Origin of the sequence: Stenotrophomonas sp. LST15-1-1.1, assembly GCF_040815575.1 — a bacterium.
Lineage (GTDB): Bacteria > Pseudomonadota > Gammaproteobacteria > Xanthomonadales > Xanthomonadaceae > Stenotrophomonas > Stenotrophomonas lactitubi_B.
In genome coordinates this window covers 1-16,160 of sequence record NZ_JBFPNJ010000032.1, presented here as the reverse complement: position 1 = coordinate 16,160, position 16,160 = coordinate 1, and the positions used below count along the sequence as shown (strand labels likewise).

The window sequence follows — 16,160 nt, the reverse complement described above, 5'->3', positions numbered from 1 at the left end:
GGACTTCCGCATGCTGCTGCACATCCCCGACATCCTTCCTGCCGAACAGGTCGCTGATATCCGCCGCAGGCTCGATGCGGCCGACTGGACCGATGGCCGCGAGACCGTCGGCCACCTCGGCGCGCAGGCCAAGCACAACCAGCAGCTGCCGGAAGCTTCGCCGCTGCGCCGCGAACTGGGCGAAACCATTCTGGTGGCACTGGCACGACACCCGCTGTTCTTCAGCGCGGCGCTGCCTTTGAAGTACCTGCCGCCGCGCTTCAACCGCTACAGCGGCGGCGGCACCTACGGCTTCCACGTCGATGGCGCGGTAATGAACCTGGCCAACGGCGAGCAGCTGCGCTCGGACATCTCCTGCACACTGTTCCTGTCCAACCCGGACGAGTATGACGGCGGCGAACTGATCATCAGTGACACCTACGGCGAGCATGAAGTGAAACTGCCGGCCGGTGATCTGATCGTGTATCCCTCCAGCAGCCTGCACAAGGTCAACCCGGTCATCCGAGGCGCGCGCGTGGCCTCGTTCTTCTGGGTGCAGAGCATGATCCGCGACGATGTGCAGCGGCGCCTCCTGTGGGAGATGGATACTTCCATCGAGCGCCTGCGGCAGACCGATGGCGATGCCGACGCGGTGCTGCAGCTGACCGGCGTGTACCACAACCTGCTGCGACGCTGGAGCGAGGTCTGAGCCGATCAGGCCACCCCTGCGGCAACTTAGCAATCATTCTCATTTGCAACAGCTAACGGGTCTCATTACAATCACGCCCCGTTGACGCCGGATGTTCCGGCCAGCCAGGGATTTCCGCTTGCGTCGCCCGTTCCGCTCTCGCCCGCTTCGGCTTGTACAGCTCGGCACCGCCATGCGCGGCCGTCGGCCTGCGCTGGCCAGCCTGCTGGCGTGGGTGGCGATGTTGACGCTGTTGCTCGGCACCCTGCCGCTGCTGCCGGGGGCCCATGCGGCTGCAACCCAGGCGCTGCAGCAGCCGCTGGAAGAGCGCGGCGGCGAAGGCCCCCTGCAGGAAGAAGCGCCTGCCAAGCTGCGGCGCTGCGCATCGGCACCGGCCAAGTCCACTGACAAGCCGGCGCCGCCGCTGCTGCTGGCCAGCCACTGGCTGCGCACCGAACTTGATCTGGTTCCCTCCGCGTCGGCTCCATCCAGCGCGCGTTCGCACTGGCCATTGGCTGCACCAGACATGCCCTGGGCCGATGCGCCCGGGCGTCGCCAGCAACGCGGCCAAGCGCCGCCGCTCGCCTGATCCACGGCACGCTGTGACCGCCTGAGCGGTTGCACCGGCTCGCCGCTGCCTGCTTCACCTCTGCCGCCCCTGACCGGGCCATCCCTGCCCTGCCGCGCGCGCTCCGCGCCCGGCATCGCGCTGTCCTGCATCCTTCGAGGTATCTGCCATGGCCCAGCGCCATCGTGTCCGTTCGTCCCTGTCCCGCCACCTGTTGACCAGCGCCGTGCTGGCCGCCGTCGCAGCTCCTGCCTACGCCAGCGGTGCCGCCAGCGGCGCGCCGCAGACGCTGGACAAGGTGGTGGTGACCGCCTCCGGCTTCGAGCAGAAGGTGGTCGATGCACCGGCCAGCATCAGCGTGGTCAGCCGCGAAGAGCTGAGCAAGCGCCCCTACACCAGCCTGGTCGACGCCCTGCGCGACGTAGAGGGCATCGACGTCGGCCTGGAAGCCACCGACAAGAACGGCCGCGCCACCATCTCCATGCGCGGCCTGCCGTCCGAATACACCCTGGTGCTGATCGACGGCCGTCGCCAGAGCAACGCCGGCCAGCTGTATCCGAACAACTTCGGCGGTGGCCAGTTCGCCTACCTGCCGCCACTGGATGCGATCGAGCGCATTGAAGTAGTGCGTGGCCCGATGTCCACGCTGTACGGCTCGGATGCGATGGGTGGCGTCATCAACATCATCACCCGCCGCAACCAGGACAGCTGGCACGGCGCAGTCACCCAGGGCTTCACCGTGCAACAGGACGATCAGTTCGGCGATGCGCGCAGCACCGACGTGTACCTGAGCGGCCCGCTGGTCAAGGATCGCCTGGGTCTGGCCGTGCGCGGCAGCTACTACGACGCCAAGGCATCCAATCCCGAATGGGACGCACTGACCCTGCCCGACGGCACGCTGTGGGAACGCAGCATCGGCTTCGGTGGCGGCGGCAAGTCGGTGGCCAACACCAACTGGAACACCGGCGTGCGCCTGAACTTCCACGTCAACGACGATCACGAGCTGTGGCTGGACTACGACGTCTCACGCCAGAAGTACGACAACAGCGAGGGCCAGACCGGCACGCTGGACAGCCTGGCCAGTCTGTGGCGCGTGGGCAACGCGGTGGTCCCGAACCCGAATGGCAACGGCACCGTCACCCGCCGCGTGGTGCAGCCGCGCGTGGGCTACACCACCTACCAGCGCTATGAGCGCGACCAGCTGTCGCTGACCCATCAGGGTCGCTACAGCTTCGGCACCTGGCAGACCTCGCTGACCCACAGCAAGAGCAACAACCTCGGCCGCTCGCTGCCGCTGACGCTGGACGAGCGCGCCGGCCTGCAGGCCCTGTGGAACGACGTCTGCCGCCGCACCGGTGCCGCCAACAACTGTGCCGCCGGCCGCAACAACGCGCTGGGCGCACTCAACGCCAGCGAACAGGCACGCCTGCAGGCGTTCCTGCCGCGTCCGCTGCGCACCATGGAGCTGGAAGGCTACGTGCTGGACACGATGCTCGACCTGGACTTCGGCGCGCACAAGCTGACCGTGGGCGGCCAGTACAACGACACCGACATGGTGGACGGCGTGTTCGGCATGGACGGTGCCGGCTACCGCAGCAACACCAAGCAGAAGCACCGCATGTGGGCGTTGTTCGCCGAGGACAACTGGTCGCTGACCGACACCCTGACCGCCACCTTCGGCCTGCGCTACGACGACCACAACATCTTCGGCAGCCACCTCAGCCCGCGCGGCTACCTGGTCTGGAACGCGACCGATGCCTGGACCTTCAAAGGCGGCGTCAGCACCGGCTACAAGACCCCGCGTCCGGACCAGCTGTTCCCCGGCATCACCGGCTTCGGCGGCCAGGGCGTGCTGCCGCTGGTGGGTTCGCCCAACCTGAAGCCGGAAACCAGCACCAACTACGAGCTGGCTGCGTACTACGAGGGCCAGCGCTGGGGCTTCAACGTCACCGGCTTCATCAACAAGTTCGAAGACAAGATCGCCAGCGGCGGCACGTTCCCCAACTGCGAGGTGGCACCTGCAGGCAGCGGCTACTGCGTGGACATCGGTCCGGGCTGGGCCTCGCTGGGCTACAGCACCTTCACCCAGAGCGTGAACATCGACAAGGCCGAAACGCGCGGCGCGGAACTGGCCGGCTACGTCGACCTGCTGGACAACCTGCAGCTGCGCGGCAACTACACCTGGACCAAGAGCGAGCAGACCGCCGGTTCCGGCAAGGGCCTGCCGATCACCGGTACCATGCCGGCCAAGCACATGGCCAACGCCAGCCTCAACTGGCAGCTCAACGATGCGATCAGCCTGTCGTTGATCGGCGAAGGCCGCTACGACCGCTACCGCGACACGATCCTCGATGCCGCCGGCGCCAGCCACACCCGTTACTACGAGGACTACACCATCTTCCACCTCGGTGGCAGCTGGAAGGCCACGCAGTGGCTGACGGTCAACGCGCGGGTCAACAACCTGTTCGACAAGAACTTCGTCTCGCAGTCGTGCCTGCTGACCAGCCCCAGCGAATACAACTGCGTGGACGACTACGCCACCAAGGACCAGCGCCGCAGCTACTGGATCTCGCTCAACGCGAAGTTCTGAGGCCGCGACCAACCGGTAGTGCCGGCCGCTGGCCGGCACCGCCCTGCCCTGGTAGATGCCGACCTTGGTCGGCACCGCCCGGCCTTGGTGGGTGCCTACCTTGGTCGGCACCGCTCCATCCACGCATGGCGTGGATCTACTGCCCATACCGACCTTGGTCGGCATTTGATCCACGCATGGCGTGGATCTACCGGTCCGCACTACCCCTTCAGAGATACACAACGACATCTAATTGCGAGCAATTCTCAACAATGATGTAATGACCAGTATTCATCCGTTCCGAACCGTGCCGTGAGCCGTCCCGCATCCTCCACCGTGCAGCAGCAGCAGAGCCGCGGCTTCTGGCTGCGTACCCTGCACCAGTGGCACTGGATCAGCTCGGCGGTCTGCCTGATCGGCATGCTGCTGTTCGCGGTGACCGGGCTGACGCTGAACCATGCGGCGAAGATCGAGGCCAAGCCGCAGGTGCAGAACCAGCATCTGGAACTGCCGGCCGACGTGCGCGGCCAGCTCGGCACACGCGAGGACGGTAACGCGCCCATCCCGCGCCCGGCCCGGCAATGGCTGGATGAGCAGCTGGGCATCTCCATCGGCGGCCGACCCGCCGAATGGTCAGCCGAGGAAATCTATCTGTCGCTGCCGCGCCCCGGCGGTGACGCCTGGCTGAGCATCGACCGCGAAACCGGCGCAGTCGAGTACGAATCGACCTCGCGCGGCGCGGTGTCCTACCTCAATGACCTGCACAAGGGGCGTAATGCCGGCCCCGCGTGGGGCTGGTTCCTGGACGTGTTCGCCGTGGCCTGCCTGGTGTTCTGCATCACCGGCCTGTTTCTGCTGCACCTGCATGCGCGGCAGCGACGCATGACCTGGCCGCTGGTCGGCCTGGGCCTGATGATCCCGCTGCTGATCGCCCTGCTGCTGATCCACTGAACTTCCACCGTGATTTCCATCCGTTTTTCCGGAGCCGCCCCATGCGCGTCACCCTGACCATCGCCCTCAGCGGCCTGCTGGCCACCTCGCCGGCCTACGCCACCACCCTCGACATCAACGTCGAAGTACCCAAGCTCAACGTGGCCGAGTACCACCGCCCGTATGTGGCAGTGTGGCTGGAAGGCGCCGACCAGAAGGTCGCCGCCAACCTGTCGGTCTGGTACCAGCAGACCAGCAACAGCGAAGGCCATGGCACCAAGTGGCTGCCCGACCTGCGCCAGTGGTGGCGCAAGAGCGGCCGCACCCTGCAGGTACCGGTGGACGGTGTGACCGGCCCGACCCGACCCGCCGGCAAGCACGCGCTGTCGTTCAACGACAAGCAGCCGGCGCTGAAGCAGCTGGCCCCGGGCAGCTACACCCTGGTGGTGGAAGCGGTGCGCGAAGTCGGCGGCCGTGAACTGCTGAAGATTCCCTTCACCTGGCCGGCCACCGCCGCGCAGAACGGCAAGGCGCAGGGCGCCACCGAACTGGGCCAGGTCACCCTCGCCGTCAAACCCTGATTTCCTGACCAGGGTCGGATCCCTTCCGCAGGAAGGGCTCTGACCCGATCGCCATATCCTCGGGGTCAGAGCCCTTTCCTTTGGAAAGGGATCCGCCCCCTTCCAACTGGAGTCTTCCGCATGAAGCGCACGCTCGTCCTCGCCGCCGCTCTGGCCGCTGCCCTTCCCTTCTCTGCCCTGGCCCACAAGGCCTGGCTGCTGCCCTCGCAGACCGTGATCGCCGGCAACGCGCCGTGGATCACCGTCGATGGTGCGGTCTCCAACGACCTGTTCTATTTCAACCACGTGCCGCTGCGCCTGGAATCGGTGGTGATCACCGCCCCGGATGGCAGCACCGTGCAGGCGCAGAACGCGGCCACCGGCAAATACCGCAGCGTGTTCGACGTCGAGCTGAAGCAGCAGGGCACCTACCGCATTGCTTCGGTCAATGACGGCCTGTCGGCCACCTATGAACTGAATGGCGAGCGCAAGCGCTGGCGCGGCACCGCCGCCACTTTCGGCGAACTGCCCAAGGATGCGAAGAAGCTGGAAGTGAGCCAGTCGGTCGGCCGCGTGGAGACCTTTGTCACCAACGGCGCGCCGAATGACACCGCGCTGAAGCCGACCAACCGCGGCATCGAGCTGGTGGCCGTCGGCCATCCGAACGACCTGTTCGCCGGTGAGGAAGCCACTTTCCGCGTACTGGTCGACGGCAAGCCGACCGCAGGCCTGGAGTTCGAGATCGTGCGCGGTGGCACCCGCTACCGCAATGCGCAGGACGAGCAGAAACTGACCAGCGACGCCAAGGGCGAGATCAAGGTGACCTGGCCGGAAGCCGGCATGTACTGGCTGGAAACCGGCACCGAAGACAACAAGACGTCGGTCAAGCAGGCTGCCAAGCGCCGCCTCAGCTACGTTGCCACGCTGGAAGTACTGCCGCAGTAAACGCTTCGCTGCGATACCCGGCGCGCCCGGGTATCGCAGCCTGCCACGCATGCCCATGACCTCAACCGCACTCGACATCGCCCGGCTGGGTGGCACCACCATGGGCACCACCTGGAGCGTGTCACTGGTGGCACCGCGCCAGCGCGACCTGCATCCGCTGCATGCTGGCATCCAGGCACGTCTGGATGAAGTGGTCGCACAGATGAGCACGTGGGAGGCGGGCTCCGACCTGAGCCGCTACAACCGTGCCGACGCAGGGCGCTACTGCGCGCTGCCTGCCGAAACACGCCATGTGCTGACCTGCGCGCAGGCCATCGCCGCCGCCAGCGGCGGTGCCTTCGACCCCACCATCGGCCCACTGGTGGCGCTGTGGGGCTTCGGTGCGCATGCCGGTGAACGACGTGCGCCCGATGCCATCACGCTGCAGGCAACCCGTGCACGCTGCGGCTGGCAACGCCTGCACTGGCAGGACGATGCGCTGCTGCAACCCGGCGGCCTGGAACTGGATCTCTCGGCGATCGCCAAGGGCTTCGGTGTCGACCACGTCGCCGCCTGGCTGCGCAGCCAAGGTGTCGATGCCGCACTGATTGAAGTCGGTGGCGAGCTGGCGGGCTACGGCCGCAAGCCCGACAGCCAGCCGTGGCGCGTGCTGGTGGAGTCGGCGCCGGAAGAAGATGCGCACACCGATACGCCACCGCGTGTACTCGCGCTGGAAGGGAAGGCAGTGGCCACCTCCGGCGATCGCTGGCACCAGTATCAGGACGATGGCGTTGCCTACAGTCACAGCCTCGACCCACGCAGCGGCACGCCGGTGCGACAGGTCGCAGCCGCCGTCACCGTGGTCGCCAACGACGCGATGCACGCCGACGCCTGGGCCACCGCGCTGACCGTGCTCGGTCGCGACGCGGGTATCGCGCTGGCGGAGCGCGAAGGGCTGGCAGCGCGCTACCTCGAACGCGCCGCCGATGGCCCACGCGAAACCCTCAGCAGCGCCTTCCAGCGGCTGCTGGATGAGCAGGCCGCATGAGCACTCGTTTCTCGCGCGCAACCCTTGGCAACGTCGTGGTGCTGGTCCTGCTGGCAGTGATCGGCGGCGCCCTGCTGCGCCTGCACCTGGGCGAAGCCTGGTGGCAGGGTGCGCCGCCGTCTCGGCAGTGGGGCATCGCACTGGCCGCTACCGCGCTGTATTCACTGGCGTGCGCCGTAGTGTGGTGGCGCAGCCGTCCACGCGATGACACCACCGAAGGCGAAAGCCAACCGATGCTGCTGGTCTGGTCCAGCCAGACCGGCTTCGCCCGCGAACTGGCCAAGCGCAGTGCGCAGGCCCTGCGCTCGGCCGGCGTGCCGGTGCGCCTGCGTGGTCTGCACGACGTGGATGCGCACCTGCTTGCGGACAGCGCGCGTGCACTGTTCATCGTCAGCACCACCGGCGAAGGCGATGCACCCGACCACGCCCTGCCCTTCCTGCGCCGGGTGATGACCACGCCGCCGCCCCTGGGCCACCTGCAGTACGGCGTGCTCGCGCTGGGTGATCGCAGCTACGGCCACTTCTGCGCATTCGGCCACCAGCTGCACGACTGGCTGCGCCAGCACGGTGCGCATCCGCTGTTTGATGCCATTGAAGTCGACAACGCCGACCCGGCCGCCCTGCGCCACTGGCAGCAGCTGCTCGGCCAGCTCGGCGGCGGCGCCAGCGAACTGCCCGATTGGACACCGGCCGAGTACCATCCGTGGACGCTGCTGCAGCGCATCCACCTCAACCCCGGCAGCGTCGGTGGTCCGGTCTATTGGCTGCGTCTGCAGCCACCGATAGACGGCAGCGCGCACTGGCAGGCGGGCGACATCGCTGAGGTCGGTCCGCAGCACGCCGAGCAGAGCACGCGCGACTGGCTGCATGCGCAGGGCTTCGATGCGGATACCGTGTTGGACGACGGCAACACGCTGCTCGCCCGCGTCGCCCGCTCGCATCTGCCGTCCTTGGTTGCTGCGGGCGACCTGCCTGGATTGTTGGCGGCACTGCAGCCACTGCCGCATCGCGAGTACTCCATCGCCTCGGTGATGGACGACGGCGCGGTAGAGCTTCTGCTGCGCCGTCAGCTGCGTGCCGATGGCACACCGGGCATCGGCAGTGGCTGGCTGTGCGATCACGCCGCCATTGGCGATCCGGTGCAGATGCGATTGCGGCGCAACGAGAATTTCCACGGCGTCGCCATCGATGTTCCGCTGCTGCTGATCGGCAACGGCACCGGTATCGCCGGCCTGCGTGCACACCTGCACGAGCGCGCACGTGCTGGCGGCGGTCGCACCTGGTTGTTGTTCGGCGAACGCTCAGCCGCGCATGATTTCCACTTCGGCGATGAGCTGCAGGCGATGCTCGCCAACGGCACGCTGACCCGCCTGGATACGGTATTCAGCCGTGATGGCGGCGCACACCGCTACGTACAGGATCGCCTGCTGGCCGAAGCGGCCACGCTGCGGCAGTGGGTCGGTGAAGGCGCAACGATTCTGGTCTGCGGCAGCCTGCAGGGCATGGCCCCGGCGGTGGATGCGGTGATCGAGCAGGTGCTCGGTGCCGATGGCAAGGAAGCACTGCTTTTGGCCGGTCGTTACCGGCGCGACGTGTATTGAGCGAACCATCGGGGTCGGATCCCTTTCCGCAGGAAAGGGCTCTGACCCCAACCGCAGCCGAACATGGGCTCGGCTCTACACAACCGCATCCACGCCATGCGTGGATGATTGCCTCCGCGCGCCGACCATGGCTCAACCGCCCGCAGCGCTCACCCGTATCGCCAGCAACTCCCCGCCGCCCTGCAGCGCATGCCGCTGACGCTCACCGGCGGCCAACCACGCGGTATCGCCGGCCTGCATCGCAGGCAATCCACTGTCCGCGCCAAACGTGGCCTGCCCACCCAACAGGTGCAGTGCCCACGCCACACCCGGCTCGCAGAAGAAGAACATCGGCCCGACCAACGGCCGATGCAGCAGCTCGGCCTGCAGCAGCTCGCGCTTCCACATCAGGTTGAAATCGTGGGTGGTGCCGTCGACCAGCTCGCCGTGCAACGCTGCTTCGCCGGCAAAACGCACGCGCCCATGCGGTGGCAGCACCTCGGCGACCCGGCCATCCTCGAAACGCAGGCGCACGCCATTGCCCTGCAACAACACCAGTTCGCGCTCGACACCGGGGAACGCGGAAAACGCGGCGTCCTGCTCGATTTCGGCCACTGACAGGCGCAACGCCCAGTCATCGCCCTGCGCCGGCAACCGCAGGATCTCCCGGGTCCAGCCGAGGCCGTTGCGCCAACGCTCGCGGCGGTAATCCAGGCTGGAAATCACCTGGCTCGGGGTCTGCAGCAGGGAGTCGATGTTCATGCACGCATTGCATCATGCCGCGCGCCACAACGCATCACCGCGTTGCAAGACCCGAGGCCGTACCGCAATCGCCACCCAGCAACTGCGAGTGCTTGAGCCAATCCTGGTCGGGGTAGTACGCGAACACCATCGTGCCGCCCCGCAGCGCGTCGATCAGCGGCTTGGCCACCGACAACCGCACCGCAGGACAGCCGAGACTGCGCCCCAATCGTCCCTGCAACTGTGCGGTGGAGGGATTCACATACGGCGCCCCGTGGATGACGATGGCGCGCTCGCGTGCACGATCATTGAAACCCGGCTCCAATCCCGCCAGGCGCAGCGAATAGCCATTGCCGCCCATGTAGGTTTCCTGCGCGGTGAACGCGCCGAGGCTGGACATGAAGCTGCCATCGCGGTTGGAGAAATGCTCGGTGCGGTTCTCGCCGCTGTTGCGGCCATGCGCCACCCACTCCTCGAACAGCAGCCGCTGGCGGGCCAGGTCGAAGACCCACATCCGTGGCTCGGTGGATGGCCGCGAGTAGTCGATCACGCTCAGGCGTTCGCCGCTGACACCCAGTTCCGGCCGCTGCAACGCGCAGCGCATGGCGTGGGCGGCCAACTGCAGCACCCGGCGGTCAGCCTTGGGCGCGCTGCGGGCCAGCTGCGCAGCGAGATCATCGGCGCTGATCGCGGCAACAGGCGTCTGTGCCCCGGCCGGGGCGCTGGCAGTGGTCGCCAGCAGGCCAAGGGCGGCCAGCCGGCACAGGCGGAAAGCAGACATGGGCACGTAGGGAGGGCTCAGGATCCCTTGAGGGTGGACGCTGGCGGCTCCGATTCCAAGACCGGCTGCATTCCCGATTCAGCCGCGCTTGGGCGCACCGCCGGCAGCGAGGTCACCAGCAGGGTCGTGCCCGGCACCAGCACCTGGTACAGCTGGCGGGCGAAATCGGCTGGCAGCGCCATCGGCAGCGATGGCGTGGCCAGCAGGTCCGGCGTGGCCTGGGCGCGGTCCTGGCCCAGCAGCGGATAGGCCGTCCACTGGTGCAGGCGCTGCTGCGCATCAAGCGGGCTGGGCGTATCGCTGTAGCCCTGGCCCATCACGAACAGGGTGGTGCCCTGGAACGCGGGCAGCGCGTCGGCCTTCAACGGCGACTCGCCGATCATCACACCGTCGCGCAGTACGTACAGGCGCTGGTCGTGCAGGCTGACCAGGATGCCGACCTGCCCGCTGGGGGCGGCCGCATCATCCCACCACGCCTTGTCCGGGGCGCCAGCCTCGCCTTCCGGCAGGGCCTGTCCGCGTGCATTCACCGGCGCCAGTACCGCCGGATAGGCCAGCGTCATCGGCGCGCTCTTGGCATCGGCCACGACCACCGTATCGCCCCGCTTGGTTTCGCTGAACAGCTTCTGGGCGAAGGCCTGTGGCAGGCGCACGCAGCCATGCGAGGCAGGGTGCCCGGGCAGACTGCCGCCGTGCAGCGCGATGCCGTCCCAGGTCAACCGCTGCATGTACGGCATGGGTGCGCTGTTGTAGAGGTTGGAGCGGTGGTCCTTGTCCTTCTGCAGGATGGTGAACACACCGGTCGGCGTCTCATGGCCGGTCTTGCCCGAGCTGATCGTGGTCAGGCCGATGGCGATGCCGTTGCGGTACACATAGGCGCGTTGCTCATCCAGGCTCACCACCAGCACGATCGGCCCGGCCGGCGAAACTTCCGGATGCCACAGGTACTCGCCGGGCTTGAGGTCGGTCGGCCCGCGCACTTCGGAAGTCGTCGCCGCGACCGGCTTGGAGGGTGCGGCCGCGTGCGCGGCGCAGGGCAGTGCCAGCGCGGCGGCGAGCATCAGGGTCAAACGGTGCAGGTGCATCCAGCCGGTTCCATTCCATGCGAAGGCCTCACCGTACACCATGGGCGCGTCGTGGCTGCGCCAAAAGAAATTGCCCGGCGACACAGCCATGTGTCGTACCGGGCAATCGTCACGTCCTTGTCGGCCTGCTGCCACCCCCTCGCGTCCTGCGAAGCGGGGGCGGCGTTGCATCCTGCACGCGGCCGCGTCTGTCCTGTTTGTATCTCAGCCCCTTCCACAGGTCTGTGATGCCACCATCCTGGTGATTGGTGCCGCATCCCTGCGACGGTCGGTGGTTACGGGCATCCTGTCCGCAGCCAATGGACCTGCATCCTGCCGGTCCCGACGTTTCCTGTTGTCAGCGCCTGGGTACGGTTCGTACCGGTACCGATCCGGGTACCGGATCCGCGGGCAACATCGTGTTGCCAACGGTGATCCGCCGTCGATTCCGTTCGACGATCGATGTCCCTATCCCCTTCACCTGCGTCAGGTCCTCGACGCGGTGAAACGGGCCGTGTCTGCGCCGGTGCTCGACGATCGCCGCAGCCTTGGTGGCCCCGACCATCGTCAATCCCTGCTGCAGCGCCTGGGCATCGGCCCGGTTGATGTCGATCGGCTCGGCAGCTTGCGCCCCCGCGATCCACACTCCCAGCACCAGCGCCCTAAACACGACAAACCAAGGCACGACGTGTATCTCCTTGTGGTTCTGACCGTCCCGACCGGCAATCCCGTCGGTCGAAACAGTGTCCGTCACCACATGCACACAGCGTATAGGGTTCACGGATTTCTAAAAGCCAGCCAAATACCCGACGTGATGTAGGGAAAACCCTACCCTTGGCCGAGGCGTAGAATGGGCGGATCAGCCATGCAACCGGAGTTTCAGATGGACAGCGCCAAGCTCGGCCAATTCGTCAATGACAAGTGGGACAGCGAAATCGTCCCGCAGTTGGTCGACTACATCCGCATCCCCAACAAGTCGCCGATGTTCGACGCCAATTGGGTGCAGAACGGCTACATGGAGCAGGCGGTCACCCTGATGGAAACTTGGGCCAAGGCGCAGGAACTGCCCGGCCTGAAGGTCGAGGTGGTGCGCCTGGAAGGTCGTACCCCGCTGATTCTGCTGGAAATTCCGGCTACCGGCGCCGAAACCGGCGACGACACCATCCTGCTCTACGGCCACCTGGACAAGCAGCCGGAGATGACCGGCTGGGACGACGACCTTGGCCCGTGGACCCCGGTCCTGCGCGGCGACAAGCTGTATGGCCGTGGCGGCGCCGATGATGGTTACGCCATCTTCGGCTCGCTGGCCGCCGTGCTGGCGCTGCAGGCCCAGGGCCTGCCGCACGCCCGCTGCGTGGTACTGATCGAAGCCTGTGAAGAATCGGGCAGCTACGACCTGCCGGCCTACGTCGACCATCTGGCTGACCGCATCGGCAAGCCGTCGCTGGTGGTCTGCCTGGATTCGGGCTGCGCCAACTACGACCAGCTGTGGTGCACCACCTCGCTGCGCGGCCTGACCGGCGGCAACTTCTCGGTGAAGGTGCTCAACGAAGGCGTGCACTCCGGTGATGCCTCCGGCGTGGTGCCGTCGAGCTTCCGCCTGCTGCGCCAGCTGCTGTCGCGCATCGAAGACCAGGACACCGGCCGCATCCTGATCGAGGGCATGAACGTGGAGATTCCGGCCGAGCGCCTGGAACAGGCCAAGCGCGCCGCCGACGTGGTCGATACCGCGATCTTCGAGAAATTCCCGCTGGTCGATGGCCTCAAGCCGATGAACGACGACCTGACCGAGCTGGTGCTCAACCGTACCTGGCGCCCTGCCCTGTCGGTGACCGGCATCGGCGGCATGCCGCCGCTGGAATCGGCCGGCAACGTGCTGCGTCCGCATACCGCGGTGAAGCTGTCGCTGCGCCTGCCGCCGACCGCCGATGGCAAGACCTGCGGCGAACTGCTGAAGGAAGCACTGCTGCGTGACCCGCCGAACGGCGCGCAGGTCACCCTGGACCTGGAAAAGGCCTCCACCGGCTGGAATGCGCCGGCGATGGCACCGTGGCTGACCAAGGCCATCGACGATGCCAGCCAGACCTTCTTCGGCAAGCCGGCGATGTACATGGGCGAAGGCGGCTCGATCCCGTTCATGGGCATGCTGGGCGAGAAGTTCCCGGGCGCCCAGTTCATGATCACCGGCGTGCTCGGCCCGCACTCCAACGCCCACGGCCCGAACGAGTTCCTGCACATTCCGATGGGCAAGAAGGTCACCTCGTGCGTGTCCAAGGTGATCAGCGAGCACTACGCGGCCAGCCTGCGTGGCGAGACCAGCGGTTCGCCGGTGGCCGCCGACAGCGGCACCCGCCACGGCGACCACGGCTGCTGCTGATCCAGCACGCAGTGACGGACGCAGCCCGGCCTTGCTAGGCTGCGTCCATCCTTCGAGGGCACTGATTGCATGAACGGTCTGTTTGGCAGCACCAGCTGGCTCTACATCATCTTGGTCGGCTTCTTCGTCGGCCTGCTGGGACGCTTCTTCATGCCCGGCAACAACCGCATGGGCTGCCTGCTGACCATCGTGCTGGGCATCATCGGCGCGCTGCTGGCCGGCTGGTTCGGCCAGTACATGGGCTGGTACGCGCCCGGTGAACCGGCCGGCTTCCTTGGCGCGGTCGTCGGCGCGGTCGTCGTGCTGGCGATCCTGCGCCTGTTCAGCGGCCGCCGCTGAGCCGCTACCTCCTTTTTCATTCTGCCCCGACGTTGGCGCGCCCGGCGCGCCCGGATATGCCTGCATGACCGAACCCGCCTCTGATCCCCAGCGCAGCGCACAGCGCCTGCAGTGGGCCCGTACCCAGCTCGACGACGGCAACGCCGTGGTCGAACGCGCCTCGGTCGACGCCGGCATGCGCAGCTACTGGCGCACCACCAGCCAGCGCGGCAGCCACATCGTGATGGACGCACCGCCGGGGCTGGAAGACCCCACGCCGTGGCTGCGCATGCGCGGCCTGCTGCACGATCACGGCCTGCGCGTGCCCGCCCTGCTTGCCCAGGATCTCGACGCCGGCTTCCTGCTGCTGGAAGACCTGGGCGGCCCGACGCTGGCGAAGATCCTCGACGAACGCAATGCCGACACGTGGTTCAGCCGCTCCATCGAACAGCTGCTGCGCCTGCAGGCCATCCCGTTGCCGGCCGATTTCGGCCAGTTCGGCGAAGCGCTGCTGCAGCGTGACGCCGGCCTGTTCGATGAGTGGTTCCTGCAACGCCATCTTGGCCTTGAACTGGACTGCGGCGAGATCGAAGGCCTGCAGCTGGTCCACCGCCGGCTGATGGACAACGCGCTGGGCCAGGCCCAGCTGATGACCCACCGCGACTACATGCCGCGCAACCTGATGCCGGTGGACGGCGGCCCGGCCGTGCTGGATTTCCAGGATCTGGTGCGTGGTCCGATCGCCTACGACGCGGTGAGTCTGTTCAAGGATGCGTTCCTGAGCTGGCCGCTGCAGCGCGTGGACGACTGGCTGGCGCAGTATCACCAGCGCGCGCGCGACGCCGGCCTGCCGGTACCCGACCGTGCCACCTTCCTGCGCGATGCCGACTGGATGGGCATCCAGCGCCACGTGAAGATCCTCGGCCTGTTCTGCCGCCTGCGCTACCGCGATAACAAGGGCCATTACCTCGACGACGCGCCGCGCTTCATCGCTTACCTGGATGAAGTGCTGCCACGCTACCGCGAACTGGCGCCGCTGCAGCAGCTGCTGGAAATGCGGATCAAACCGGCACTGGCCGAATTGGGCGCGCCGATGCGCGTGCTGCGCTGAAGGTCGCGTCGATGAAGGCACTGATTTTCGCCGCCGGCCTGGGCGAGCGCATGCGTCCACTGACCCTGCACACGCCCAAACCGCTGCTGGCAGTGGCCGGCAAACCACTGATCGTGTGGCACCTGGAGCGGTTGGCTGCGCTCGGCATCCGCGACGTGGTGATCAACACCGCATGGCTCGCCGAGCAGTTCCCGGCCACATTGGGCGATGGCAGCCACTGGGGCCTGCGCCTGCATTTCATGCACGAAGGCGATACCCCGCTGGAAACCGGTGGCGGCATCCTCAATGCATTGCCGGCGCTGGGGGACGATCCGTTCCTGGTGGTGAACGGCGATATCTGGACCGATTTCGATTTCGCCACGCTGCCGCGTGAACCGGCCGGCGAAGCGCATCTGGTGCTGGTCGACAACCCCGCGCAGCACCCCGCCGGCGACTACCGGCTGGACGCACACGGCGTACTGCACCATGACCGCGAAGGTCCCTGCCTGACCTATGCGGGCATCGGCGTCTATCGTCCGTCGATCGTGGCCGACTGGCGCGCGGTGATCGGCGATACAGCGGGCAGCGAGCGCGTACCACCGAAGTTCTCGGTGGTGCCGTTGCAGAAGCATTTCATGGCACAGGGGCGGATCAGCGGTCAGCATTATCGCGGTCGCTGGACGGATGTCGGGACCGTTGATCGCCTGCGTGCGCTGGACGTTGAGTTGGCGGCGAACGGCTGAGCCCCTCGTGGTTGGTCGCTCAAATCAAAAGCCCTGCTTGGCCGGACGGGATGGGTTCGCGGGGGACGCCGTGAACCTGTGGTGGTCAAGTACTTCTGGACACTCTCAAGGGGCGTTCAGGCCACCTGCGCTTCGTGGAGCGCAGGTGGCACAAGGCCGTTGGCACTGTGCAGCCGACGGTGGTTGTACCAGTTCACAAA

The 16,160-nt window shown here is 66.9% G+C and carries 16 protein-coding genes; 12 read left to right on the top strand and 4 right to left on the bottom strand.

Annotated features, from left to right (window positions below; genetic code table 11):
• Positions 1–10: 10 nt before the first annotated feature.
• From MRBLST15_RS17895 to MRBLST15_RS17860, 8 genes are all read left to right on the top strand, one after another.
• The gene (locus MRBLST15_RS17895; protein WP_367787147.1) at positions 11–688 is read left to right on the top strand and encodes a Fe2+-dependent dioxygenase; all 678 of its coding nucleotides are present in this window, start codon (positions 11–13) and stop codon (positions 686–688) included.
• A 172-nt stretch (positions 689–860) separates the two neighbouring features.
• A complete protein-coding gene (locus tag MRBLST15_RS17890; RefSeq protein ID WP_367787145.1) occupies positions 861–1,256 on the top strand; it encodes a hypothetical protein in 396 nt (131 codons plus the stop codon).
• 148 nt (positions 1,257–1,404) lie between these two features.
• Positions 1,405–3,825: a TonB-dependent receptor domain-containing protein gene (locus MRBLST15_RS17885; RefSeq protein ID WP_367787143.1), complete on the top strand. Its 2,421-nt coding sequence runs from the start codon at positions 1,405–1,407 to the stop codon at positions 3,823–3,825.
• 291 nt (positions 3,826–4,116) lie between these two features.
• Positions 4,117–4,755 carry a PepSY-associated TM helix domain-containing protein gene (locus MRBLST15_RS17880; RefSeq protein ID WP_100551751.1) on the top strand — a complete coding sequence of 213 codons (639 nt, stop codon included), beginning with the start codon at positions 4,117–4,119 and terminating at the stop codon, positions 4,753–4,755.
• 41 nt (positions 4,756–4,796) lie between these two features.
• Positions 4,797–5,315 carry a DUF2271 domain-containing protein gene (locus MRBLST15_RS17875; protein ID WP_265953375.1) on the top strand — a complete coding sequence of 173 codons (519 nt, stop codon included), beginning with the start codon at positions 4,797–4,799 and terminating at the stop codon, positions 5,313–5,315.
• Between the two features lie 120 nt (positions 5,316–5,435).
• Positions 5,436–6,239, top strand: coding sequence for a DUF4198 domain-containing protein (locus MRBLST15_RS17870; RefSeq protein WP_251471940.1), 804 nt, complete (start codon positions 5,436–5,438; stop codon positions 6,237–6,239).
• Between the two features lie 55 nt (positions 6,240–6,294).
• Complete coding sequence (locus MRBLST15_RS17865; protein ID WP_265953374.1) at positions 6,295–7,266, top strand: FAD:protein FMN transferase; 972 nt, start codon at positions 6,295–6,297, stop codon at positions 7,264–7,266.
• Positions 7,263–8,867 carry a sulfite reductase subunit alpha gene (locus MRBLST15_RS17860; protein WP_367787140.1) on the top strand — a complete coding sequence of 535 codons (1,605 nt, stop codon included), beginning with the start codon at positions 7,263–7,265 and terminating at the stop codon, positions 8,865–8,867. The genes MRBLST15_RS17865 and MRBLST15_RS17860 overlap by 4 nt, the downstream gene beginning before the upstream one ends.
• A 132-nt stretch (positions 8,868–8,999) precedes the next feature.
• Here the strand turns inward: MRBLST15_RS17860 and MRBLST15_RS17855 are convergent, their stop codons facing one another.
• From MRBLST15_RS17855 to MRBLST15_RS17840, 4 genes are all read right to left on the bottom strand, one after another.
• Complete coding sequence (locus tag MRBLST15_RS17855) at positions 9,000–9,608, bottom strand: HutD family protein (RefSeq protein ID WP_265953372.1); 609 nt, start codon at positions 9,606–9,608, stop codon at positions 9,000–9,002.
• Positions 9,609–9,642: 34 nt separating this feature from the next.
• Positions 9,643–10,368 carry a murein L,D-transpeptidase catalytic domain family protein gene (locus MRBLST15_RS17850; RefSeq protein ID WP_099819278.1) on the bottom strand — a complete coding sequence of 242 codons (726 nt, stop codon included), beginning with the start codon at positions 10,366–10,368 and terminating at the stop codon, positions 9,643–9,645.
• Positions 10,369–10,385: 17 nt separating this feature from the next.
• Complete coding sequence (locus MRBLST15_RS17845; RefSeq protein WP_100463589.1) at positions 10,386–11,453, bottom strand: L,D-transpeptidase; 1,068 nt, start codon at positions 11,451–11,453, stop codon at positions 10,386–10,388.
• 337 nt (positions 11,454–11,790) lie between these two features.
• Positions 11,791–12,117, bottom strand: coding sequence for a ComEA family DNA-binding protein (locus tag MRBLST15_RS17840; protein ID WP_265953371.1), 327 nt, complete (start codon positions 12,115–12,117; stop codon positions 11,791–11,793).
• Between the two features lie 198 nt (positions 12,118–12,315).
• Here MRBLST15_RS17840 and MRBLST15_RS17835 point away from each other — a divergent pair, with 198 nt between their 5' ends.
• The 4 genes from MRBLST15_RS17835 (at position 12,316) to murU (ending at position 15,960) form a co-directional block, all read left to right on the top strand.
• Positions 12,316–13,809, top strand: a complete 1,494-nt coding sequence (locus MRBLST15_RS17835) for a M20 family metallopeptidase (protein WP_265953370.1) — start codon at positions 12,316–12,318, stop codon at positions 13,807–13,809.
• A 69-nt stretch (positions 13,810–13,878) separates the two neighbouring features.
• A complete protein-coding gene (locus tag MRBLST15_RS17830; RefSeq protein WP_089239335.1) occupies positions 13,879–14,148 on the top strand; it encodes a GlsB/YeaQ/YmgE family stress response membrane protein in 270 nt (89 codons plus the stop codon).
• Positions 14,149–14,212: 64 nt separating this feature from the next.
• Positions 14,213–15,238 (top strand): aminoglycoside phosphotransferase family protein, encoded by a 1,026-nt coding sequence (locus MRBLST15_RS17825; RefSeq protein WP_367787136.1) that lies wholly within the window; start codon positions 14,213–14,215, stop codon positions 15,236–15,238.
• 11 nt (positions 15,239–15,249) lie between these two features.
• Complete coding sequence (gene murU, locus MRBLST15_RS17820) at positions 15,250–15,960, top strand: N-acetylmuramate alpha-1-phosphate uridylyltransferase MurU (protein ID WP_367787134.1); 711 nt, start codon at positions 15,250–15,252, stop codon at positions 15,958–15,960.
• Positions 15,961–16,160 lie beyond the last annotated feature (200 nt).